Source organism: Ascidiaceihabitans donghaensis (assembly GCF_900302465.1).
In the GTDB taxonomy this organism is placed as follows: Bacteria; Pseudomonadota; Alphaproteobacteria; order Rhodobacterales; family Rhodobacteraceae; genus Ascidiaceihabitans; species Ascidiaceihabitans donghaensis.
In genome coordinates this window covers 506,810-529,861 of the sequence record NZ_OMOR01000001.1, presented here as the reverse complement: position 1 = coordinate 529,861, position 23,052 = coordinate 506,810, and the positions used below count along the sequence as shown (strand labels likewise).

General features: G+C 53.3%; 14 protein-coding genes, 3 tRNA genes and 3 rRNA genes. 5 read left to right on the top strand and 15 right to left on the bottom strand.

Annotated elements, in window-relative coordinates:
• Positions 1–64: 64 nt before the first annotated feature.
• Positions 65–139: transfer RNA gene (locus ASD8599_RS02605), tRNA-Thr, on the top strand.
• A 53-nt stretch (positions 140–192) separates the two neighbouring features.
• Here the strand turns inward: ASD8599_RS02605 and ASD8599_RS02600 are convergent.
• Positions 193–2,178, bottom strand: coding sequence for a S9 family peptidase (locus ASD8599_RS02600; RefSeq protein ID WP_108827091.1), 1,986 nt, complete (start codon positions 2,176–2,178; stop codon positions 193–195).
• A 257-nt stretch (positions 2,179–2,435) separates the two neighbouring features.
• On the opposite strand from ASD8599_RS02600, the gene ASD8599_RS02595 reads away from it, so the two are divergent.
• The 3 genes from ASD8599_RS02595 to ASD8599_RS02585 all read left to right on the top strand — a co-directional run bounded on the left by ASD8599_RS02595 (position 2,436) and on the right by ASD8599_RS02585 (position 6,729).
• Positions 2,436–4,055 carry a GMC family oxidoreductase gene (locus tag ASD8599_RS02595; protein ID WP_108827090.1) on the top strand — a complete coding sequence of 540 codons (1,620 nt, stop codon included), beginning with the start codon at positions 2,436–2,438 and terminating at the stop codon, positions 4,053–4,055.
• 161 nt (positions 4,056–4,216) lie between these two features.
• A complete protein-coding gene (locus ASD8599_RS02590) occupies positions 4,217–4,897 on the top strand; it encodes a TetR/AcrR family transcriptional regulator (protein ID WP_108827089.1) in 681 nt (226 codons plus the stop codon).
• Entirely contained in the window at positions 4,882–6,729 is a 1,848-nt protein-coding gene (locus ASD8599_RS02585) for an FAD-dependent monooxygenase (RefSeq protein ID WP_108827088.1), read from the top strand. The genes ASD8599_RS02590 and ASD8599_RS02585 overlap by 16 nt, the downstream gene beginning before the upstream one ends.
• A gap of 10 nt (positions 6,730–6,739) precedes the next feature.
• On the opposite strand, the gene prfH is transcribed toward ASD8599_RS02585, so the two are convergent.
• The 14 genes from prfH to msrP form a co-directional block, all read right to left on the bottom strand.
• Complete coding sequence (prfH, locus tag ASD8599_RS02580) at positions 6,740–7,384, bottom strand: peptide chain release factor H (RefSeq protein ID WP_108827087.1); 645 nt, start codon at positions 7,382–7,384, stop codon at positions 6,740–6,742.
• The gene (locus tag ASD8599_RS02575; protein ID WP_108827086.1) at positions 7,377–8,516 is read right to left on the bottom strand and encodes an RNA ligase RtcB family protein; all 1,140 of its coding nucleotides are present in this window, start codon (positions 8,514–8,516) and stop codon (positions 7,377–7,379) included. The genes prfH and ASD8599_RS02575 overlap by 8 nt, the downstream gene beginning before the upstream one ends.
• Positions 8,517–8,812: 296 nt before the next feature.
• Positions 8,813–9,958 carry a M24 family metallopeptidase gene (locus tag ASD8599_RS02570; protein WP_108827085.1) on the bottom strand — a complete coding sequence of 382 codons (1,146 nt, stop codon included), beginning with the start codon at positions 9,956–9,958 and terminating at the stop codon, positions 8,813–8,815.
• 2 nt (positions 9,959–9,960) lie between these two features.
• Positions 9,961–11,109, bottom strand: a complete 1,149-nt coding sequence (locus tag ASD8599_RS02565; RefSeq protein ID WP_108827084.1) for an amidohydrolase — start codon at positions 11,107–11,109, stop codon at positions 9,961–9,963.
• 96 nt (positions 11,110–11,205) lie between these two features.
• Positions 11,206–12,465, bottom strand: coding sequence for a phospholipase effector Tle1 domain-containing protein (locus ASD8599_RS02560; RefSeq protein WP_108827083.1), 1,260 nt, complete (start codon positions 12,463–12,465; stop codon positions 11,206–11,208).
• A 13-nt stretch (positions 12,466–12,478) separates the two neighbouring features.
• Positions 12,479–13,111, bottom strand: a complete 633-nt coding sequence (locus ASD8599_RS02555; RefSeq protein ID WP_108827082.1) for a hypothetical protein — start codon at positions 13,109–13,111, stop codon at positions 12,479–12,481.
• An 84-nt stretch (positions 13,112–13,195) separates the two neighbouring features.
• Positions 13,196–14,314, bottom strand: coding sequence for a DUF4123 domain-containing protein (locus ASD8599_RS02550; RefSeq protein WP_108827081.1), 1,119 nt, complete (start codon positions 14,312–14,314; stop codon positions 13,196–13,198).
• A gap of 159 nt (positions 14,315–14,473) precedes the next feature.
• A 5S ribosomal RNA gene (gene rrf, locus ASD8599_RS02545) occupies positions 14,474–14,588 on the bottom strand.
• A gap of 180 nt (positions 14,589–14,768) precedes the next feature.
• A 23S ribosomal RNA gene (locus tag ASD8599_RS02540) occupies positions 14,769–17,599 on the bottom strand.
• A 395-nt stretch (positions 17,600–17,994) separates the two neighbouring features.
• A tRNA-Ile gene (locus ASD8599_RS02535) sits at positions 17,995–18,071 on the bottom strand.
• Positions 18,072–18,124: 53 nt separating this feature from the next.
• Positions 18,125–18,200, bottom strand: a tRNA-Ala gene (locus ASD8599_RS02530).
• A gap of 254 nt (positions 18,201–18,454) precedes the next feature.
• A 16S ribosomal RNA gene (locus ASD8599_RS02525) occupies positions 18,455–19,919 on the bottom strand.
• Together the 16S, 23S and 5S rRNA genes with 2 tRNA genes alongside form the textbook arrangement of a ribosomal RNA operon.
• A gap of 737 nt (positions 19,920–20,656) precedes the next feature.
• A complete protein-coding gene (gene msrQ / locus ASD8599_RS02520; protein ID WP_108827080.1) occupies positions 20,657–21,256 on the bottom strand; it encodes a protein-methionine-sulfoxide reductase heme-binding subunit MsrQ in 600 nt (199 codons plus the stop codon).
• Between the two features lie 146 nt (positions 21,257–21,402).
• A complete protein-coding gene (msrP, locus tag ASD8599_RS02515) occupies positions 21,403–22,311 on the bottom strand; it encodes a protein-methionine-sulfoxide reductase catalytic subunit MsrP (protein WP_108827079.1) in 909 nt (302 codons plus the stop codon).
• 244 nt (positions 22,312–22,555) lie between these two features.
• On the opposite strand from msrP, the gene ASD8599_RS02510 reads away from it, so the two are divergent.
• Positions 22,556–23,035, top strand: coding sequence for a fasciclin domain-containing protein (locus tag ASD8599_RS02510; protein ID WP_108827078.1), 480 nt, complete (start codon positions 22,556–22,558; stop codon positions 23,033–23,035).
• Positions 23,036–23,052 lie beyond the last annotated feature (17 nt).

Here is a 23,052-nt window from a genome sequence, read left to right as displayed (position 1 = left end):
CTTGGGCCGGGTCCAGAATAGGGTTGCACGATTGTGGTTTTGACGCTACTCAGCCGCTCACGGCGCTGCTGTAGCTCAGAGGTAGAGCACTCCCTTGGTAAGGGAGAGGTCGAGAGTTCGATTCTCTCCAGCAGCACCATGAAAACCCTGTGGCTTTGGCTATGTCATAGGCTTGTGCAATTTCTTAGCGGTTTAATCCCACAAAACATGTGCGCCCAGCACAGCATAATCAAACCCGTCGGCTCGGCCGCCCAGATGTTTAGCCAAAAACCGTTCCATTCGGCGGTAGGCAATGATGCGGGTTTTCCATCCCCAGCTGCTGAATTGATGACCTGCCCCATCCAGCAACATGTAGTCGACATCTTTCCCTTCCGCTTTCAGTGCGTCGACCATGCGATCTGCCTGATCCTGAATGACACGTACATCATTTGATCCTTGAATGATCAAAAGAGGCGCCTGCACAGCCGCCGCGTGATACAAAGGCGACCGGTCTTTGATCTCTGCCAGCATTTCGGGATCAGATGGATCACCAATGTATTTTCGGTACCAGTCGGGCCAACCTTGCCAATACGCGGGCACCTCTTGGAGCATCGTCGATATATCCGAGATACCGTTGATGTCTATTCCAGCTGCAAAAAGATCAGGGCTTTGGGTCACGGCTGTCAGAACCTTCAACCCCCCGAAGCTTCCACCTAAAACGGCGACGTTATCGGGATCGGCAAACCCCTGGTCCACAGCCCACGCACGGGCATCCACGATATCGTAGTGCATTTTCCGACTGACTTCCCCGACTGCGGCCTCTCGGAAATTTCGTCCAAATCCTCCACTGCCTCGATAGTTCACGTCAAGCACGACATACCCCCGGTTTGCCAACCAACTGTGCAAACTGCTGAAGCCCCAAGCGCTGCGCACCACGGGGCCGCCATGAATCAAAACCACCATGGGCGCCGGTCCTACCGCCCCTTTGGGACGGGTCATCGTTGCATGAATGGTCAACCCGTCACGGGCGCTGAAAGTAACGGGTTCCATCTTGGACAAGTGATCCGCTTGCGCCGCAATCGGAGGGACCGCGATTGTCTCGACAGAATTGTCACTTTGGTTGACCAGATACTTGGTCCACCCTTTTGTTGAGTGCTCTGTTTCGATGATCATTTTCGACATGTCATTCGTGGTCGATACCCGGTGACGCGCCGTCTCACCGTCATGAGGCACTGCGTTCAAAGCGGCTTCGTAGTCGGGATCAAAGAATTTCCGGTGCTGAAAATCAGGATAAGATACAGCACTGAGGGCTGCACCCGTAACAGGATGTAATTCGACCCAAGCCGTATCGACTGCATCATCATCAAACAGCACATTTTCCGTTTGCAATTGCGTGTCAAATGTCACCACAGCCGACTTGTCCCGCCCCAACGTCGAAAGCGCCAAGAGGTTTCCATCCTCGTCCGGTTGGCTGAGCACCCGAAACCAGTCTTCCATGCCGCCTTGCGCGATCTCATTCCAACTTCCGTCTGGTTGTCGCAACTCTGTGCGCCAGTCGTTCTGAGATTTATGGACGGTTCGCGCATATACCTCGCCTTGACGGTCCACGCTCCAATGCACGCCAATTTCGGAGATGAGATCAAGTGCAGTGGTCTTGCCTGTTTCAAGGTTCAAACGGTAAAGATCAAACTTTCTGGCGTCGCGTTGATTGTTCCCGATCAAAATCTCCGATCCGGCTTCTGCTGGAACAGAATGAATCCAGCTTTTTACGTTCTTCCCAAAATCATAGCTGCGGGGTTCCGCATCTTTCTGGGTCACATCAATCGAGACAATGACGTCGTTTTCCCATCCGTCGCGGTTGGCTTGGTATAGCAAATAGCGCCCGTCGGCAGACCAACTGTACCAGCGCACCTCGTCCTTGGTGTTGAAAACATCGGCCTCTTCGCCATCGAGTGGACGCACCCAAAGCGCCGGTCGAAAACCCTTGGTTGCCAACCAGGCGATGTATTTGCCATCTGGCGAAAGCCGGTAGCGCCATTTCGAGTCCGTGTTCGCGTAGAAATGGCGCAAAGCGACAAGTTTCGGAAGGTCAGCCTGCAACGCCTGATGCGTGGCAGCAATAGGCCGAAAAATGTAAAGGATGGCGATGGCAGCAATAGCCAAAATTCCAAGGCCTATGAACGCGGCTTTCTTAAACATGCTTCAATCCATCTGATCTTGTTGCGGCCCATCGCGGTTCGTGACGAAAAGATACAATTGCCGCAAAACAGGTATGACCATTGATAACTTGCGCCGCGCATTGCGACAACCATGACGCGCACCTCCAGCAAAGGGGCCATCAGCAGACGATTTCCGGTGGGATGGCCAAGACGACGCGACGTCAGGACAAAAAGCTGATCAGGTGTCCAGAAAATATGTTCAGATAAATTCAACGCTCATTGGCTTGGGAGGGTCGGATGGAATTTGATTTTGTAATTGTTGGGGGTGGCTCTGCGGGGGCGACAATCGCCTCTCGGCTCAGCGAAGACCCAAACACCAACGTGTGTCTTCTCGAAGCAGGCGGCAGCGGCAAAGGCATCTTTATCCGCATGCCCATCGCTGTGGTCGCAATGTTACCCGGCCGCCCGAAGATCAACAATTGGGCGTTTCACACAGTGCCGCAACCTGGTCTGAACGGGCGCAAGGGGTATCAGCCGCGCGGAAAGGCCCTGGGCGGATCAAGCGCGATAAACGCGATGCTATACGTCCGCGGCCAAAAGGAAGACTACGACAGCTGGGCGGATCTGGGGAACGACGGTTGGGGCTGGAATGATGTTCTGCCCTATTTTCGAAAGGCCGAAAACAACGTGCGTGGTGCAGATGATGCACACGGCGACAACGGCCCTTTGCAGGTGTCTGATCAAAAAGCACCGCGCCCCATTTCGGAGGCCTTTATCGAGGCCAGCAACCAGATGCAGCTGCGGTCCAATCCCGACTTCAACGATGGCGACAACGAAGGTGTGGGCATGTGGCAAACCACATTGTTCCATTCCCCTGACAAAAACGGCGAACGCTGTTCGGCGGCGGCGGCGTATTTGCATCCCGTTATGGACGACCGGCCCAACCTGACTGTCATCACCAAAGCGCACGCCACCAAAGTCATCTTTGAAGGCAAACGCGCGGTCGGCGTGGCGTACCGGCACGGTAAACAGGACAAGGAAGTGCGTGCCGTAAAGGAAGTGGTATTATGTGGCGGCGCGTTCCAGTCGCCGCAGCTTTTGATGCTATCTGGCGTTGGCGATCCAAAGGCCATCACACGGCATGGTATCGAAATGATCCATGCCTTGCCCGGTGTCGGGCAGAACCTGCAAGATCACCTTGATTTCACCATGGCCTACACAACCAAAGACACCGACAACGTGGGAATTGGCCTGCGGGCGGGTGTGAAGCTGATCGGAGAGATTTTCAAATGGCGCAAGCACGGCAATTCGATGGCTGCGTCCACCATCACCGAATGTGGCAGCTTTTTCAAAAGCGACCCTTCCGTTGAACGCGCTAACCTGCAAACGCATTTTGTGATTTCCATCGTCGACGATCACGCACGCAAACTGCATCTGGGACATGGGTATTCCTGTCACGTCTGCAACCTGCGCCCCTATTCCCGCGGTGAGGTTTTCTTGCAAAGCAACGATCCCATGGCGGCCCCCGGCATTGATCCCAAGTTTCTGTCAGATGACCGCGATCTCGACATCATGATCAAAGGCGCCAAACTGACGCGCGCTACGCTGGAGGCACCGGCATTGGCAAAATACAAACACAAAGAACTGTTCGGAGTGCATGACAAAATGACGGATGCCGAATGGGAACAGGTCATTCGCAATAGGGCCGACACCGTCTACCACCCGGTTGGCACCTGCAAAATGGGCCACGATGATATGGCTGTGGTCAGGTCTGACCTGAAAGTGCACGGTCTGGAAGGGCTGCGTGTGGCCGATGCGTCCATCATGCCGTTGCTGGTCTCTGGCAACACCAACGCACCCACCATCATGATTGGCGAAAAATGCGCCGACATGATCAAATCCGAATACGCCGCATGAATTGCATCAGTTGAAAAATCAGCGAACAAAACGAACAGGAAGCCTGATTATGGATGACGGGTGCTTGCAAATTGTCGAAGGCGACGCTGATGGGGGGCAAGGTTGTGCCGGGCCGATAAAGTGCCGCAGACATCAAATTTGAAGCTTAAGACATCGCCACCATGAACGAGTTGCCAGCAAAATTGAAAACGCGCACAGACCGTAAAACGGCAAAACATGACGTCAAGAAACGCCAGATCGCGGATAGCGCGATCTCGGCACTTAAAGAACTGGGTTATGCAAATACGACCTTGCGCGACATAGCAGCAAAAAGTGCGCTATCGCTGGGCATGCTTCACTACTATTTTGCAGATCGCGCAGAGCTTATCATCTATTGCGTCGAAATCTACAAAGAGGACTTCGTTCACAAGGTCGCAAAAGCTTTGGAAACGGCACAAGGCAGGGATCAGGTCATAGAAGCCTTCACCGAAGCTCTTGTCGCTTCGATCTTTGACGACGCAATGACCCACAGGCTTTGGTATGACATCCGTACCCAAGCCATGTTCGATACGTCGTTCCGTCCTGTCGTTGCAACAATCGAACAGGCTTTGATCGGGCTGCTGCGCACAGCATTCGAAAAAGCGGACCACCCTGCACCACTGCAAATCGAAATTCACTATGCGCTTCTTGACGGTGTGTTTCGCCATATCATGCAAGGACAATTCGAAGAACACCCGCGCCGGACTTTCCGAAATTTTCAGGGGCCTGTTGAACCAATTCATGTAAAATACCCAAGCGGGTTTGCCCGTGTGGCTGACCTCAACCAAACTAAGGGCAAAGGAAAAATATGCAGTACCACCTGAATGGGTACAAATCCGGTTCGCCCGACATTGCCCCCTCTGAAAATCACGCGCCGTCCAACCCGAACAAGGTTGATGTTCTGATCGTGGGGTGTGGTCCGGCAGGCTTGACACTGGCCGCCCAGCTGTCAGCATTTCCGGACATCGCCGTTCGCATACTGGACAGCAAGCCCGGACCTTTAACAGTAGGGCAAGCCGACGGAATTGCGTGCCGATCAATGGAGATGTTTGAAGCATTCGGTTTCGCCGACAAAGTGCGCCGTGAAGCGTATTGGGTGAACGAAACGGTTTTTTGGCGCCCCGATGGCAACAAGGGCATCACGCGAACGGGTCGCATTCAGGATGTTGAAGACGGGTTGTCAGAACAACCGCACACGATTCTGAACCAGGCCCGCGTGCACGACTTTTACCTAGAGACCATGAAGAACGCGCCCAACCGGCTGGAACCAGACTACAACCAAACCCTTGTTTCACTGCGCAAAAGTGATTTCGCCGATCATCCGGTCACGGCAGACATCATGTGCGCAGATGGGGAAACAGAAACAATCGCGGCGCGGTATGTCGTGGGCTGCGATGGCGCACGCAGTACAGTGCGAAAAGTGCTGGGACTGTCATTGCGAGGTACTGCCGCACGCCAGCTTTGGGGCGTGATGGATGTGCTCGCCGTGACGGATTTTCCCGATGTTCGCCTGAAATCAGCGGTCCAATCCGCCAGCGCAGGCAGCCTGCTGATTATTCCGCGCGAAGGCGGATACATGGTGCGGATGTATATTGAACTTGATGCTTTGGCGGATGATGAACGTGCGGCCGACCGTAATGTGTCGCCAGACATGTTGATCCAGAAAGCCCAAGCCATATTAGCGCCCTATCATCTGGACGTGAAAAATGTCGTTTGGTGGTCTGCCTATGAAATCGGGCAACGGGTGTGCGAACGGTTTGACGACGGAACACATGATCCACGCATCTTCATTGCGGGCGATGCCTGTCACACCCACAGCCCGAAGGCTGGGCAAGGCATGAACGTTTCTATGGCTGATGCCTATAATCTTGGCTGGAAACTTGCCTCTGTTCTTCGCGGGCAAGCGGCACCGGACCTTTTACGCACCTATTCATCAGAGCGTCAGGCCAAAGCGCAGGAACTTATCGAATTTGACCGCGAAATGGCCCACATCTTTAGCACAACATCAGCGTCAGATGTCTTTCAGCGTTATTTTTCAAAACACGCACGCTACACGGCAGGCGTCGAAACACGATATGATCCATCAATGATCGTCGGCGGCGACACCCATCAAGCGCACGCCATCGGATTTCGGGTCGGAACGCGGTTTCATTCCGTACCAGTGATCCGGCTGGCCGATGCCAAACCAATGCATCTGGGCCATGTGATAAAGGCCGATGGTCGGTGGCGTTTGTTTTTATTTGCCGGCCAAGACGACACAGGGCAAGCGGACGGTGGTATCGCGGCGATCGCAAAATTTCTTGCGGAGCACCCGGCATCACCGATCAAACTGTACACGCCACACGAAATGGACCGCGACGCGGTGATCGATCTGCGTGCAGTCTTTCAACAGCCCCACAAGGACCTCGCCTTTGACGAGATGCCACAACTGCTGCGCCCGCGCAAAGGGCGGTATGGGTTGGTGGACTACGAAAAGATCTATTGTGCTGATCCCAAAACCGAAGACATCTTCGACAGCCGCGGCATCTCACGCAGCACCGGAACGATGATCATTGTGCGTCCCGATCAATACATCGCACAGGTTCTGCCGCTGAACGCAACGGCAGAACTTTGTGCAACTTTTGCAGCCTTCATGCAGCCCGTCAACGCCACCTAATGCACGTCACCTAATGCACGTCGCGAAATGATACGCCCTTAAAGCAACGCACAGGGTTTCCCCGTTCAAGCGACGCATGCATCTGGTTCTGATCGCTTTTTCGCGCATCTGCATCGGCGACGTCTTTGGACGCCATAAGCAGGACAAGCCGTTCCAAAGCCAGCGCCTTGTTGCGGTGTTGTGACCTCATTTCGCGGGCGATGGCGATCATCCCGGACGGCACATGCGTTGCGCGTACAGCGCTGTCGGTGGTGTTTTGATGCTGGCCGCCGGGGCCACCTGCGCGAAAGCTCTGGAACTTCACATCTGCGAGACACACATCGGGACGCTCTGCAGGCACCTGCATTTCAAAAACGCCAACGAACCAGTTTGCGCGCTTGTGCTGAGGACGCAAAGAGCTTTTCCAGCGCCACTGCACAGTTCCCAACCAATTTTTGGCCAAGTGTCGTGCCGCAGGTCCATGCAGAACGATCAAAGCGGACTTGATGCCATGTTTGGCCTTTGTAAGGCTGACATCTGCGTCCAATCCGATGGTCTCCGCGTCCTCCAGCATACGGGTCACGACATGTCTTGCAGCGATGCAACACTCAGCGGGACCATTGCCGCTGGTCACCAGCAATGACACGCTTTGGTCTGCTTGGGTTGTTTCACGCATTGCGCAGTCCCCCTGTTCTGGTTTTCTTGAACGTCAAAAGAGGATGGAACGTGGCAACCGTTTTCGCGACACCCGTTGCTTTCAGATCAGCAGCGACTGCGGCGGCGGATTTGTAGGCCAAAGGCGCTTCTTCGATCAGCAAAGCACGATCTTCACATATGACGCGCCCCCCGAATGATGTGCGTTGCATCGCTTCAAGATCAGATCGTTTGGTACCGACCCGGCCGTGCATCGAAGACCTGTCATACCGGCGACCGGACCCATGTGCCGTGGACCACAGTGCGGCCTCCGTGTGGCTGGGACGCAACAGGTAACTGGGCGTCGCCCGTGATCCTGCAAGCGGGACCAATCCTGCATCTGCCTGCGCAGCCCCCTTGCGATGCAGCCATCCATCGCCGACACGCGTCAGCAGATTGTGCGGCACATCTGCAATCAACCGAACATCCGTTCGCAACGCATCTGCGGCCCGCTCTGCAATGATGCGACGGTTCAAACGCGCCCAACGCGCCGCTTGGTCGTGGCCGGCCAGATACGCCCGAGTGGCATCCGCATCTGGATGCATTCCGTTGAACCCATCATGTGGGACATCTGCCAGAACAGCTGTGCCATACCCGCGCGACCCCGAATGGATCAGCAGATACAACGCGCCAACATCCAAACCAACATCCGGTTCACACGTGGCCAATGTTTGCACTTCGCAAAAGTGGTTCCCGCCGCCAATTGTGCCTAAGGATTTCGAAAATGAAAGCACACGCGCATCGGTTTCATCCAGACGCGCAGAGTAGTCGGTTGATGGATCGTGACCCAGCATACGCATCCGGCGCAGGGCCTTTTCCAGTTTAAATTTGCGTTTCGGCAAATCAATCTGGAACAAAGCCATGCCGCACCCAATGTCATTTCCGATCAGTTGCGGATAGATGCGATCCGCCAGCACGGCACACCCCACCGGCCCATACTTGCCGGGATGAAGGTCCGGGAAGGCCGCGATCTTTTGCACCCCCGCCCAGTTGGAAACGTGTTTCAATTGTTCTTCGGCGCGGCCATCAATCCAAGCCGCTGATGTGTAGAATTTCTGGATGGCGGCGTCGCGTGTTGCAGCAGACACGAAGCCATCCAAGACAGAATTGCCCATTGAGATTACCCAATTCGTAGATATTTTTTCGCAGATTTGCTCAGCGCACTTTAACGCGAGCGCAATGGATCAGCTGGGCCCGTATGGGTGTTATGCAGTGATCCGGCCTGAAAAGGCATTGTGACAGACAGACATGATGAACCCTTTCCTGGCTATAGCAACGCAAAATCGCGTCGGCTGTGTTTGGGAGTGTCTAGAATATTATCCACCGAGGTGGCAAATCCGAAATCGCACCGCAAACAGTTCGTTTTATTTTTGCAACACCCATAGATGCGGAATAGTCACAACCCGCAAGGCTACAAGATCACATCGGCCACGGCCTTTGGATGATCTGTAAGCAATTCGTATCCGGTGTCGGTAACAATAAGACTGTCACCGACTTGGGCACGAAATGTCTTCACGCTGACAGAACCATCAACGGCCAACACCATACCGGGCTGCAAAATTGTGGTGTCGCCCGTGACCAACTGCGGATGTTCCAAAAAACTAAAACCTGTCGCCCGGCCGCATCGGAACGGGTATTCGTGGCCCGCGTCTTGGATAACTTCGGCATAGGCCGCGTGCACATCCTGTGCCATTACTCCGGGACGGATCATATCAAGGGCAGCCTTTTGGCTGGCGACTGCGACTTCGTAGACATCCGCCTGTGTGCGATCTGCAATATCGTCGATCCAGAACGTGCGATCAAACCCCAACTTGAAGCGGTGGAAATTGGTCATGCCACAAAAGCACAAAAATACCGGTTCACCTTTGGCCATCACACGCGTCGATGCACGGTGATGGGTTTTTGTGATGTCCGGGCCGGACGCCATGATCTGTAGGAAATGCGTGTTTGGAGACATGTCCGCGTCGTCATAATGCGCGGCCAATAATTCAGCCGCCTTTCGCGTGCCCGCGTGTGACGTAGCAAGAGCGACTTCATATTCGGCCACACCGTGCCCGATGGCGTCACGTCCTGCGGCCATCATCGCGTTGGCCACCTGACCAGCATGGCGCGCCAACTGCAGCTCTGGCGCGGATTTGATCATGCGCATATCCGCCAAGATTGGCGTCGCTGACGTCAACCTATCTATGCCAACTAACTGCGACACATAGGCTTGTACGATTGGCGGCATATGGTTCGGTTCTATCGCAACGCATGACGCGTTCTGAACCGCTTTTGGCAGCTCTGTGCGCCATTCGTCCCCCATGCCGTCATTCCATGCCGCAATTGCGTCTACCTGCGCGTGCGCCTGAGCGGCGACAAGATCGATTGTGGGGGTGATCAGCAGGCTTCGCCCCTCGCGCGACACGATAAGAACGGTGGGACGGCCAAACTCCATGTGCAGGTAATCGTAGTAGCCTGTCAGATAGTAAACATTGTCTTCGTCCGTAATCAACGCCACGTCGACGCCGGCGTCAGACAGCTTTTGGCAAAATACATCCATACGAGATCGGTACATGCTTAGGCCTTTGTGTTTGTATCAAGGGGTAATCTATCACGCACAAGCTGCGCCCAGAACGCAGCACCAATAGGCAAAAGGGCATCGTTGAAATCATAATCAGCAGCATGCAAAGGTTGCCCATGCGGCCCTTCTGTGCCGTTACCCAACAACAAAAAGCATCCCGGCACGGCGGCGCAAAAATGCGCAAAGTCCTCCGAAAAACTCATCGGATCGCGGTCACCGATGGTCTCGACCCCAATGCCACGTGCGGCCTTTACCACGGCTTCAACCGGCATTGGATCATTGAGCGTTTCGATGAATTCAGTGCGAAAATCGACTGTAACATCTACGCCGTGCGCCGCCCCTATGCCGGTCGCGATCTGCGTCATCAAAGTCGCAACCTGATCACGGTCTGCAGGCTGTTTGGTGCGCACATCACCCTTCAAAGTGGCGGTACCGGGCAAGACATTGCGTTGACCGTCTGTCAAAAATTCCGTCACCGACACCACGGCCCCCGCCCCCGGCGCCAGTTTACGCGACACAATGGTCTGCAACGCCTGCACGATTTCAGCGCCAATAGTGATGGCATCCCGCCCGACATGTGGCATCGACGCGTGTCCACCTTGGCCGTTTATGGTGATTTCAAACAGACTTTCGCTGGCACAAATCTGCCCCGCCCGCGTCGAGATTTGCCCAACAGGCGCGCCCGGTAAATTGTGGATCGCATAGACTTCTTCAATGGGAAACTGGTTCAGAAGTCCCTCTTCGATCATTGCCTGGGCCCCAAGCCCGTGTTCTTCGTTTGGCTGGAAAATGAAGACAACGGTGCCATCGAAATCGCGGGCTTTCGCCAGCTTTTCCGCTGCCCCCAACAACATGGTCATATGCCCGTCATGGCCGCAGGCATGCATCACACCGTGGGTTTCGGAAACATAATCATGTGTGCTTGTCTCAAGGATCGGAAGCGCGTCCATGTCTGCACGCAACCCGATGGCGCGATTGCCTGTGCCGCATTTCAAGATCCCAACGACGCCGACGCCTTCATGAACCTCCAATCCAAATGAGGACAGAAAGCTGGCTATCCGGGCTTTGGTGTTATGTTCCTCAAACCCAAGTTCAGGAGCGCGGTGAAAACTGTGGCGTACATCGGCAAGGTCAAGAGCAGGCATATGAGGTCCGGAAAGCTTCAGAGTTGTCACATGCTAGCCGAAGGACTTTTGTAACACTTACTCAAAAGCGACCTTTTGGGTGGACGCTCAAAAACCCTATCTGGTTGCGACCAGCCGGCGTCCGCTTTCACGCGGCAGGCTGACGTGAACCCCCCATGTCGTTTCATTGTTAAATGACACATGCGCGTGCCGAAGCCGCACATCGCGCACAAGCGTGCTGTCAACGGAGTTCCTGTTGGCCTTAAGCGCATCATAGTAGCGTTTCAGCAAGCTGGTACCGCCGCCCAGCCCCACATCGATGCCATCTATCGTGTCGCTCCAATCTTCAAACGGAACACCCGCGTCTTTGGCCTCATCGTACATCAGTTTCAGCGATACGAATTGCAAGCCATGCTCTGCAGACCATGAAAACGTGGATAGGCTTTCGCCTGCATCATGAATTTGCCACCTGCTTTGGGCGATCGTTGTCATCGTATCAGGGCTTTCGCTGTCCGCGGCACCACTGCCGCCGGTTAGCCCCCAATTGCGTGACAAATAGCCTGGCAAGCCTGTGTAGTCTTCATGCTCAAATTCGAATGTGCCCGTTTCCGTGCCAAGATCATATCCACCGCCAATGTCGGAATGTGCACCAACCATACGGTAGCGTTTGCCGCTTAGCGCCAGCGTAAGCGGAAAGTTTTCACGAATTTCGTCGTCCGCGGTTATGTGTACGATCTGATCCGCGACGTTGCGTGTTTCCACACGCACATTGTCATCCGCGCCCGATGTTTCAATCCCGAAACCGATCATGACAACAGTGTCGTAGATGCCTAAAAACTTAACGCGCGCAGTTGCTTCTTGAACGCCCAGCTCACCGTCTTCGATCAAATTGGCAAAATGCCGTGCGGCCGCTGATCCACGCGAAAATCCAAACACATCAAACCAAAGGTCGCAGACTTCCATGCCGTTGGCTTTGGCACGGATTTGCCCGCGCAACTGATTTACAGCATCTTCAACACGGGTTCGCACCCCTTCTGCGCCCATTCCGCGTCCGCTGCCATTGGTTGTGGTTCCACCCCCCGCTTCGACGCCGATGCCACGGAAGTATTCTTTGCCGTAATTCACTTCGCGTGTCTGGCCATCAACCTCGCGGGTGACTTTAGATTCCGTCTCTTCGTAAATGCGTTCCAACAGGTCGACGTTGGTGTGCCATGCAATGTCCTCCAGCGCCGTATGATCGCGGGAGTTGTTTGTGCCGTCAAAGAAGACACCGTAGCGGATGAGGTCACATGAGATCGCAATTGAATCGGCGGATCCTGCCCCGGCCTCATCGCCTGCGGCCGAAGCCGTTTGGTTTGCTGCAACTGGGTCAGTCATTACAAATTACCTTTCAACACCGATCACGCGGGGCTGTAGCTGCCCCTGTTTGCTGCGCATCCGCTTTGTATCTTTTGGCCCGCTTTAAAGTTTGCGCATCAAGCCAGGTCTTCATTTCCACAGCGTGGGGATCAGCAGCTTCAAGCTGTGACGCACAAAAGGTCGCCACGACAACCGGGGCATCCATTTCGGGCGTAATTTTATCTTCTGTGCCTTCGCGCAAGTGTTTGTTCAACTCTGGATGCGGTGTCATGACATCAACCGCACCGTTTACACCGATACGAATGGTCAAAGACGCATGCTCACCCTTCGCATCCAGCCTCGATAAGGACTTGGTCGGAACCTTGATGCTGGTTTGAAAGGCAGTTTCGTTGAACACCTCAATCCATCGGAGTTCTACATTCAGTGTTTTGTCGAAATACCCAGTATAAGGCGTAGCACCAGTATCACCCAAGCGACTGGATCGCCGTGTGGCAATTTGTTTGTCGTTTATGGTAATTTGAAACGATACCGGATCATGAGAGGAAAACGTGACATTGGTGCTGAGTGTATCTGGCCGGCCGCTAAACATCTGAGCTGTGGCACCGCCAGCCAACAAGCTGAACACGATCCCCCCCAAAAGCACAAACGCCCATATGTGTTTCATGTACCAAATTACTCAAATTCATAGGATTACAATCGAAGGGTAGCCTAACCGTTCTATTCTGGCAACTTTACCAATCTCGGCTGCTTATGGTGTGGATTTAACCCCGGCGTGCCGGGCTTTTTGTTCTGCCAGCATTTTAAGCTGGATTTCGGCGTTCGTCGGTTCTTGGGGCGGTTCAAGGAATAGCCCGATCTGCTTGATCGCTTCCCAATCGGAGGGCTGTGAAATCAAGATGCGTTTGATCTGGCCGTCGGCATATGTGTCGATAAACTCTGGACCAAGCATAAGCTCCCACACACAAAGCTTGGTCAGGTGGTCGCGCCGCCAGAACCCCATCTTAAAGAACTTTTCGCGCTTTGACCGCAAGTGTATGGCCGAGCTTTCCCTATCTAACTTCATTTGCTTTTCTACATGCTTTTGGGCAATCGCGATGATTTCCTCAAATTGCTGGACCCTGCGAATGTATCGCATCCAATCCTGCACAATTTGGGTTAAACGAGGGCGGGCTGTTGGGGGGACGGTACCGGCTTTGCGTGACAGGACTGCGTTCGAAAAGTCCGATAGAACAATTATCCGAAGCGTATCCCGCCCGGTTGGAAACAAAGGGGCGACAAACTGTTGTAGGTCCGGCACGTTGCCAAATTCCATAAGCTTCGTGCTTACGGGAGCGGACCAGAAACGGTTGAAAAACCAGGTGCCGTCGTCATCCTGCACCCGGGTGAATTTGCGAAGATGGCGCCAAACCTCATCCAATGGCTGGCGGGATCGTATGAATATCCCCAATCGCATGTGCCATAGACCTGCTGGCTCGGTTTCACCCATCATTAGGTTTCTTGTAAACGGATGGTCCGGTTCGAGCTTGACCAACCAAGGCGCAGCGTCTCCGAATTCTTCCAGCGCTTTGCCCGTGAACAAACACTTATGATGCAGTTCCGATGTTTCCAGCATTTCAGGAAGCAATGTCAGGACGCTGGCGTCCAGAATGGCATAAGTGTGCGCTTCGGGTATGTTTTCATTCCCCCAAGCCGTAATCTCATCAGGGCTTGGATCAATCGACGCAAAGAGATGCGGGATCAAAGGCGTTGGTGCAGTTGGAATATCTACGCCAAACTCAGTTTCCAAAGGCAAAACCGGGCCAATGGAAATGACATCTAGCCATTCAGTCAGCTCAAGCGTGCCGGTGTTAGAGTTAGCTTCTGCCATTGGGTCAACCTACACTACAATTACAGTATTACGAATTGTAATCAGCTTAAGGCTGAGAGCTACAGTTGCGCAAACATTGTTTGCAGCATCGAAGCTGGTGCTATTCTTCTGCGTTTGTGTAATTTTTGTTATCGTTTAAGATTGAATGGTTCTTATTAGGTTTGGCGATGACCTACTCTCCCACGCCTTAAGACGCAGTACCATCGGCGCTACAGTGCTTAACTGCCGGGTTCGGGATGGGACCGGGTGTTTCACTTGCGCTATGATCACCAAACCAAAAAAGAACCATTCAAGTTGCTGCTTTGAACAGCAACGATACAAAATATAGTGTTGTCCAAGTCAGCGTACGCTGAACTTAACTTATGTGCTCCGTGCTGTGCACATAAGGTGATGTGTATGCTTTTGATTTACCGTTCATCGCTAAACTTCCTAAGAAGTCTTGCTTTTACTGGATCAAATCAAGCCTATCGAGCAATTAGTACCAGTCAACTGAATGCGTTACCGCACTTACATCTCTGGCCTATCGACGAGGTGGTCTACCTCGGCTCTCAGGGATATCTTGTTTTGAGGGGGGCTTCCCGCTTAGATGCCTTCAGCGGTTATCCTGTCCGATCATAGCTACCCTGCACTGCTGCTGGCGCAACAACAGGTCCACCAGTGGATCGTTCACCCCGGTCCTCTCGTACTAGGGGCAACTCCTCTCAAATATCCTACACCCACGGAAGATAGGGACCGAACTGTCTCACGACGTTCTAAACCCAGCTCACGTACCTCTTTAAACGGCGAACAGCCGTACCCTTGGGACCTGCTCCAGCCCCAGGATGAGATGAGCCGACATCGAGGTGCCAAACACTGCCGTCGATATGGACTCTTGGGCAGTATCAGCCTGTTATCCCCGGCGTACCTTTTATCCGTTGAGCGATGGCCCTCCCACTTGGGACCACCGGATCACTATGGCCGTCTTTCGACTCTGCTCGACTTGTCAGTCTCGCAGTCAGGCTGGCTTCTGCCATTGCACTCAACGAGCGATTTCCGACCGCTCTGAGCCAACCTTCGCGCGCCTCCGTTACGCTTTAGGAGGCGACCGCCCCAGTCAAACTACCCGCCACACAGGGTCCCGGATCCGGATAACGGACCGCGGTTAGACATCAAGCGAGCGAAGGGTGGTATCTCAAAGATGACTCCACAGAAACTGGCGTTCCTGCTTCAAAGTCTACCACCTATTCTGCACATCGCTAGCCTAATGCCAGTGTGAAGCTGTAGTAAAGGTGCACGGGGTCTTTCCGTCTAACCGCGGGAAACCTGCATCTTGACAGGTAATTCAATTTCGCTGAGTCTATGTTGGAGACAGCGGGGAAGTCGTTACGCCATTCGTGCAGGTCGGAACTTACCCGACAAGGAATTTCGCTACCTTAGGACCGTTATAGTTACGGCCGCCGTTTACCTGGGCTTCAATTCAGAGCTCTCACCCCTCCTTTTAACCTTCAGGCACCGGGCAGGCGTCAGACCCTATACGTCGTCTTGCGACTTCGCAGAGCCCTGTGTTTTTAATAAACAGTCGCCACCCCCTGGTTTGTGCCCCCAGCCCCTAGTTGCCTAGGAACCGGGCCTCCTTCTCGCGAACTTACGGAGGTATTTTGCCGAGTTCCTTCAACATAGTTCTCTCAAGCGCCTTGGTATTCTCTACCAGTCCACCTGTGTCGGTTTAGGGTACGATCTTATAGGAGGGCTATTTCCAGGAACCTCTAAGCAGCCCATTCAATCCGATAAGGATGAACTACCTTCGAGATCCGTCACCACTCCATGGCCCAGGAATATTAACCTGGTTCCCATCGACTACGCCTTTCGGCCTCGCCTTAGGGGTCGGCTTACCCTGCTCAGATTAGCTTTAAGCAGGAACCCTTGGACTTTCGGCGAGAGTGTCTCTCACACTCTTTGTCGCTACTCATGTCATCATTCTCACTAGTGATCTCTCCACCGGATCGCTCACGCGCCGGCTTCACAGAAAGCTCCTTGTGTCCAATTCCACCCGAAGGAGGATAAGGACACATGGAACTATGTCACACTACGCTCTGCTACCATGCAATAAATTGCATCCTAAGCTTCGGCTCATGGCTTGAGCCCCGTTACATCTTCGCCGCAGGACAACTTAATTAGACCAGTGAGCTGTTACGCTATCTTTAAAGGATGGCTGCTTCTAAGCCAACCTCCTGGTTGTTTTGGTCGTCCCACCTGCTTTCCCACTTAGCCATGAATTGGGGGCCTTAGCTGTAGGTCAGGGTTGTTTCCCTCTCCACAACGGACGTTAGCATTCGCTGTGTGTCTGCCGACTAGTACTCCCGGGTATTCGGAGTTTGGTTAGGATCAGTAAGCCTGTGGGGCCCCATTACCCATCCAGTGCTCTACCCCCCGGGGTATTCGGTCGACGCTCTACCTAAATAGATTTCGCAGAGAACCAGCTATCTCCGAGTTTGATTGGCCTTTCACCCCTAGGCACAGCTCATCCCGATCTTTTTCAACAGATGTGGGTTCGGTCCTCCAGTAAGTGTTACCTTACCTTCAACCTGGCCATGCCTAGATCACTCGGTTTCGGGTCTGATCCACCTAACTCATTCGCCCTATTAAGACTCGCTTTCGCTGCGCCTACACCTAACGGCTTAAGCTTGCTAGATAGACCAAGTCGATGACCCATTATACAAAAGGTACGCTGTCAGGCCGCAAGGGCCCTCCAACTGTTTGTAGGCGTTCGGTTTCAGGTACTGTTTCACTCCCCTCGTCGGGGTGCTTTTCACCTTTCCCTCACGGTACTGGTTCACTATCGGTCAGTAAGGAGTACTTAGCCTTCGAAGGTGGTCCTCCGATCTTCGAACAGGATTTCACGTGTCCCGCCCTACTTAATACGTCTGATCATGCTTCGCATACGGGACTGTCACCCACTATGGTCAACCTTTCCAGGTTGTTCTGCTCGCAATTACAGCTCGGCTGGTCCCCGTTCGCTCGCCGCTACTAGGGGAGTATCAATTGATTTCCTTTCCTCCGGGTACTTAGATGTTTCAGTTCCCCGGGTTTGCTCTTATAAACCTATGTATTCAGTCTATAAGTACCTGTTTCAGCCCGTTATTAATTACCAAGGTAATAATAACAAACTGTCAGGTGGGTTGCCCCATTCAGAAATTCATGGATCAAAGCTTATTCTCAGCTCCCCATGACTTATCGCAGAGTATCACGTCTTTCATCGCCTCTTACTGCCAAGGCATTCACCAAACGCCCTTCTCGCGCTTGATTTGATCCAGAAAAAGAAAGACTTGCGTCTAACGCGGAGCGAGAAGCTGGTAAGAAACTCACTCCATTCTTCTGGTCAAAAGTATACTTTTCCCGCCAGCATGTTTGTATCATGCTGACTAGTTGAATGCTTCGTGCGAAGCATTCGTGGTTAGTGTACTTGACTTGGACAACTCTGTTCGTTTCAGATGGCAGACGCTTGAGAGGCCGAGGAAACAGCCTATGTCAAACGCTCGCGTCGGGCCGAAGCCGTCAGCACCAAACTGAGATCATCCACTTACTTATGGCGATCAAACAGTGTTGATATTTTGTATCTCTATAAACGATGTCAAAGTCTGTAGAACAGACTGTCAAACCTTTCCGTAGAAAGGCTTGATGATGTGTTCTATCTTTCAAAATGGTGGGTCGAGGAGGACTTGAACCTCCGACCTCACGCTTATCAGGCGTGCGCTCTAACCACCTGAGCTACCGACCCATTTTGATTGGGTCCGTTTCAGGACCGCGCATCCTGGCAAATGCCGGAATGTTTGGTGGAGCCTAGCGGGGTCGAACCGCTGACCTCCTGAATGCAAATCAGGCGCTCTACCAACTGAGCTAAGGCCCCAGCTGATCTTGCGGATGCAAAATCGGCGTTCGTTGGTGCATGTCGCACCTTCTTCCCTTCTCGGGATATTGGCTACGCCAATACCCTGACAGGGCTACGCGCCTTGCTGCGCAAGACGCTTGCTGAAGAGATATGAGGACGGCTCGGTCCGAAGGTCATCTTGCGATGCCTTTGATGTTGAACAGCTTTGTTTGCTGTTCTTGCTAAGTGTTCCACGAGTATGAACAAGTTCATGCTGCTAGGAACATCCTTAGAAAGGAGGTGATCCAGCCGCAGGTTCCCCTACGGCTACCTTGTTACGACTTCACCCCAGTCGCTGATCCTACCGTGGTCCGCTGCCTCCTAAAAGGTTAGCGCACGGCCGTCGGGTAGAACCAACTCCCATGGTGTGACGGGCGGTGTGTACAAGGCCCGGGAACGTATTCACCGCGTCATGCTGTTACGCGATTACTAGCGATTCCGACTTCATGGGGTCGAGTTGCAGACCCCAATCCGAACTGAGACAGCTTTTTGGGATTAACCCATTGTCACTGCCATTGTAGCACGTGTGTAGCCCAACCCGTAAGGGCCATGAGGACTTGACGTCATCCACACCTTCCTCCCGCTTATCACGGGCAGTTTCTTTAGAGTGCCCAGCCGAACTGCTGGCAACTAAAGATGTGGGTTGCGCTCGTTGCCGGACTTAACCGAACATCTCACGACACGAGCTGACGACAGCCATGCAGCACCTGTATCTCGTCCAGCCTAGCTGAAAGCTCCATCTCTGGAGCGACGACGAGTATGTCAAGGGTTGGTAAGGTTCTGCGCGTTGCTTCGAATTAAACCACATGCTCCACCGCTTGTGCGGGCCCCCGTCAATTCCTTTGAGTTTTAATCTTGCGACCGTACTCCCCAGGCGGAATGCTTAATCCGTTAGGTGTGACACCGAACAGTATACTGCCCGACGTCTGGCATTCATCGTTTACGGTGTGGACTACCAGGGTATCTAATCCTGTTTGCTCCCCACACTTTCGCACCTCAGCGTCAGTATCGAGCCAGTGAGCCGCCTTCGCCACTGGTGTTCCTCCAAATATCTACGAATTTCACCTCTACACTTGGAATTCCACTCACCTCTCTCGAACTCAAGACCAGGAGTTTAAGAGGCAGTTCCAGGGTTGAGCCCTGGGATTTCACCCCTTACTTTCTGATCCGCCTACGTGCGCTTTACGCCCAGTAATTCCGAACAACGCTAACCCCCTCCGTATTACCGCGGCTGCTGGCACGGAGTTAGCCGGGGTTTCTTTACCAGGTACTGTCATTATCATCCCTGGCGAAAGAGCTTTACGACCCTAAGGCCTTCATCACTCACGCGGCATGGCTAGATCAGGCTTGCGCCCATTGTCTAAGATTCCCCACTGCTGCCTCCCGTAGGAGTCTGGGCCGTGTCTCAGTCCCAGTGTTGCTGATCATCCTCTAAAACCAGCTATAGATCGTAGACTTGGCAGGCCATTACCCCACCAACTATCTAATCTAACGCGGGCTGATCCTTCTCCGATAAATCTTTCCCCCGAAGGGCGTATATGGTATTACTCATCGTTTCCAATGGCTATTCCATAGAGAAGGGTACATTCCCACGCGTTACTAACCCGTCCGCCGCTCCACCCGAAGGTAGCGCTCGACTTGCATGTGTTAGGCCTGCCGCCAGCGTTCGTTCTGAGCCAGGATCAAACTCTCAAGTTGAAAAGCTGTTACCAGCTTATCCTTGACGTTCGAACCTCTGCACATCGTTAGCCTTACTAAATGCATCCTGTGACAGACACAAAGTTCAGACCAACATCTCTGTTTGTCTGTGCTTCAGTTACCAAAGTAACCGAAGAACCGTACAAACAGTGAAGCTGACACCGGTCATCGATCAACACATAAATGCGTCTCTCTACCGGCGTTGATATACAGAAGGTTGATCCATCGAATGAACCAAACCGCCCACATATCTCTTCAGATATTCAATTTTCAAACAACGTGGAAGCTGTGCTTCCGAATTCTCTTGCGTCTCGTTTCCGTCCGTCTGCGTCTCCGCTTCAGTGTGGCCCGTCTGGCGCCCCGTTGTGCATCTCTGCGTCTCCGGTGAGGTGGGTTCTACGGTTAGTGCCCCAGACCCGCAACCCCTTTTTTACAAAAACATCATCTTTTTTGAAGAAACCTGATTTTTCTATAAAAATCAGCGCCCTACGTAAGATAATTGCTATGACTTACCCTAGCTTTTGCCTAAAATTGCGCGACACTGTTACCGCTAATTTTAGGCGTGTCTCAACATATAGACTTATCCACAGACATATCCCCAAGACTGGCCATTTTGGGCGCCAAATCGCTTCGGAATCAGCCCGTTTGATTCAGTGAATCGCGCCCAATGCCATTTCCATTGATGTGAATCACGGCAATGCGCAGGAATCGACGGGTCTTGTGTGTAAAAAGCCCCGTCATGTGGCTGGCCTCTTTCGCGGTTTGTAGAAACGCAGCCCGATCAAAGCCAGAATCGTGGCCATATACAGCAACGGCTCAAGTTGAATGCCCCGTGACACCATCAGGAAGTGGGCCCCGCCCAAAACTGCTGCAAGATAAGTCGCTTTGTGAAGCGTGCGCCACTTTGGCCCCAATGTGCGGACAGACCGGTTGTTGGATGTCACGGCCAACGGCACCATCACTAAGAATCCGAACATACCGATAGTAATGTAGGGACGCTTTAGGATGTCCTGCCAGATCTGGCTTAGGATTTGCACGTCCAGCACCAGCCAGACCAACAAATGTAGCGCGACATAGGTGAAGGCCAGCAACCCGATGGCGCGACGGAACTTCAGAAGGTTCAATCCGATGAAGCGGCGCATCGGTGTAATACACAGTCCAATAATCAAAAGCTGCAACGCGATTTCGCCCAACTCGTGTTCCAACGCCTTGATCGGTTCACGACCCAAACCACCCGTCATACCCATATACAAAAGAACAGGCACAGGGATCAGGTACAACACCCACACCAACCAAACCGGAATTTTGCGGAAGATGGTATTGAGTGTGTCGATCATGGGAATGCGTCCAGCTTTCAGGCAAGGCACATCGCGACTGGGAGGGCGATGGCGCATCGGATGGTAAAGGCGCCCCTACAAACGCCTCTACTATATAGAACAAATGTCATGTCATCGGGCGAAGCAAGTCATGACGCCCGGGTCGGTCAAAAGTTCTTGGAAAGATCCATGCCTTCGTACAGGCTGGCAACGTCGTTTTCATACCCGTTGAACATCAACGTGGGCACACGTTTGGAAAACAGACCGCCCCCCACAACACGTTCACTGGCTTGGGACCAACGGGGGTGGGACACGTCGGGGTTCACATTACTATAGAACCCGTATTCCCGCGCGTTGGCTTTGTTCCAGGACGTGGGCGGCTCTTTGTCGGTCAAGGTGATCTTCACGATAGATTTGATGGATTTGAATCCGTACTTCCAAGGCACCACCAAACGCATCGGTGCGCCGTTCTGGTTTGGAATGGGTTTGCCGTAGATGCCCGTGGCCATCATTGTCAGGGGATGCATCGCTTCGTCCAGACGCAGACCTTCTACATATGGCCAATCCAAAGACCGGAACCGTTGCCCCTGCATTTCCTCGGGACGGTAGAGCGTTTCAAAGGCCACATATTTCGCGCCCTCTTGCACACCTGCCAAATTCAACAAATCCGCCAACTCAAAACCGTTCCAGGGGATGACCATGGACCACGCTTCAACACAGCGAAAACGGTAGATGCGTTCTTCGATGGTCATTGCGTCCATGATGTCCTGCATGGCGTAGTCGCCCGGATTGTCGACAAGGCCGCCGATCTCAACGGTCCAAGGGTCCGTGGTCAGGGCTTTGGCATACAAAGCGGGGTCAGTCTTGCCGGTGCCAAATTCATAAAAGTTGTTGTATTGGGTGATGTCTTCCCAAGAATTTGGCACCAACTCTTCCGTGGCCGCCGCAGATGCGCCTGCGACACCGGCCAAACCAAAGCCAGCCGCAGCGCCCGCAATCAATTGGCGGCGATTCATAAATGCCGCCTCGGGGGTGACGTCTGCGTGGGTCAAAGTGTTTGTCCAGCGATATGCCATTGGGGTCGTGCTCCTTATCCGTTTGGAACGTTATGGAGCAAACTTGGGGTCAATTCATGAAAAACCCATGCACATCACACGAAGTTTGGATGTTGTAACAATCGACACAAGGTTTCGATGTGCAGAAAACCGCCACTGCAAACTAGGTGTGCAAATTTTACACATCCAAAATCCAACAGGCTGCGTATCCTTTTTGACTGCACCACTGATGGGGCAGAAATTATGACAACGAGAGGAAAAACCTATGCTTCGCAAGACACTTCTGACAGCCGTTGCCGCCGTCGCCATCGCAGGCTCTGCCATGGCCGGATCGAAAAAAGACATCGTCGACACCGCAGCAGGTGCAGGCACATTTGAAACATTGTTGGCCGCAGCCACGGCCGCAGGTCTTGTTGATACTCTAAAAGGCGACGGGCCGCTGACAGTCTTCGCACCCACAGACGCCGCGTTCGCAGCCCTGCCGGAAGGCACCGTGGAAACACTGCTGCTGCCTGAAAACAAAGACCAGCTGACGGCGATCCTGACATACCACGTTGTCGCCGGTAAAGTGATGTCGACAGACCTGGTGGACGACATGAAAGCGGCCACAGTAAACGGGGCTGACCTGACAATCGATCTGGACAACGGCGTGATGATCAACGACGCGACAGTGACGACCGCAGATATTGAAACGTCAAACGGCGTGATCCACGTAATCGACAAAGTGATTTTGCCTGCATCCTAAATCCGGGCGAAAGCAAA